1 protein-coding gene is annotated in these 508 nt (G+C 43.3%); it reads left to right on the top strand.

All coding sequences use genetic code 11. The annotated features are described in order from the left end of the window. The coding region (locus ACIR310F_RS25505; RefSeq protein ID WP_269208356.1) for a calcium-binding protein at positions 1 to 508 on the top strand (508 nt) is incomplete at both ends.

Raw genomic sequence — 508 nt, 5'->3', positions numbered from 1 at the left:
TAATGGTACAGGGAATGCAGGTAATAACATTATCATAGGTAACAGTGGTAATAACTCTCTGGATGGTGGCGCTGGTAACGACACCCTTACTGGTGGTTTAGGTACTGATACCTTGATTGGTGGTGCAGGTAATGATACTTACATTACAGATAGCACTACTGACACAATTACGGAACTGGCCAATGGAGGTACAGATACTATTCAATCTAGTGTCACCTTCACTATTGCCACCCTAGCCAACATCGAAAACCTGACTCTGACTGGCACTGCCAATATTAATGGTACAGGGAATGCAGGTAATAACATTATCATAGGTAACAGTGGTAATAACTCTCTGGATGGTGGTTTAGGTAATGACAATCTTGATGGTGGTGCAGGTAATGATACTTATCTCTTCACTCTCACTGGACTAGGTAACGACATCATTAGGGATGCCTCTGGTACAGATACCATTAGCTTTGCTGGTGCTGCGGCTACATTAGCTGCTCGTGTGAATTTGGGTGTCAAC

It is taken from the genome of Dolichospermum circinale AWQC310F (genome assembly GCF_000426925.1).
In the GTDB taxonomy this organism is placed as follows: Bacteria; Cyanobacteriota; Cyanobacteriia; order Cyanobacteriales; family Nostocaceae; genus Dolichospermum; species Dolichospermum circinale.
This window is presented reverse-complemented; position numbering and strand designations above follow the sequence as displayed.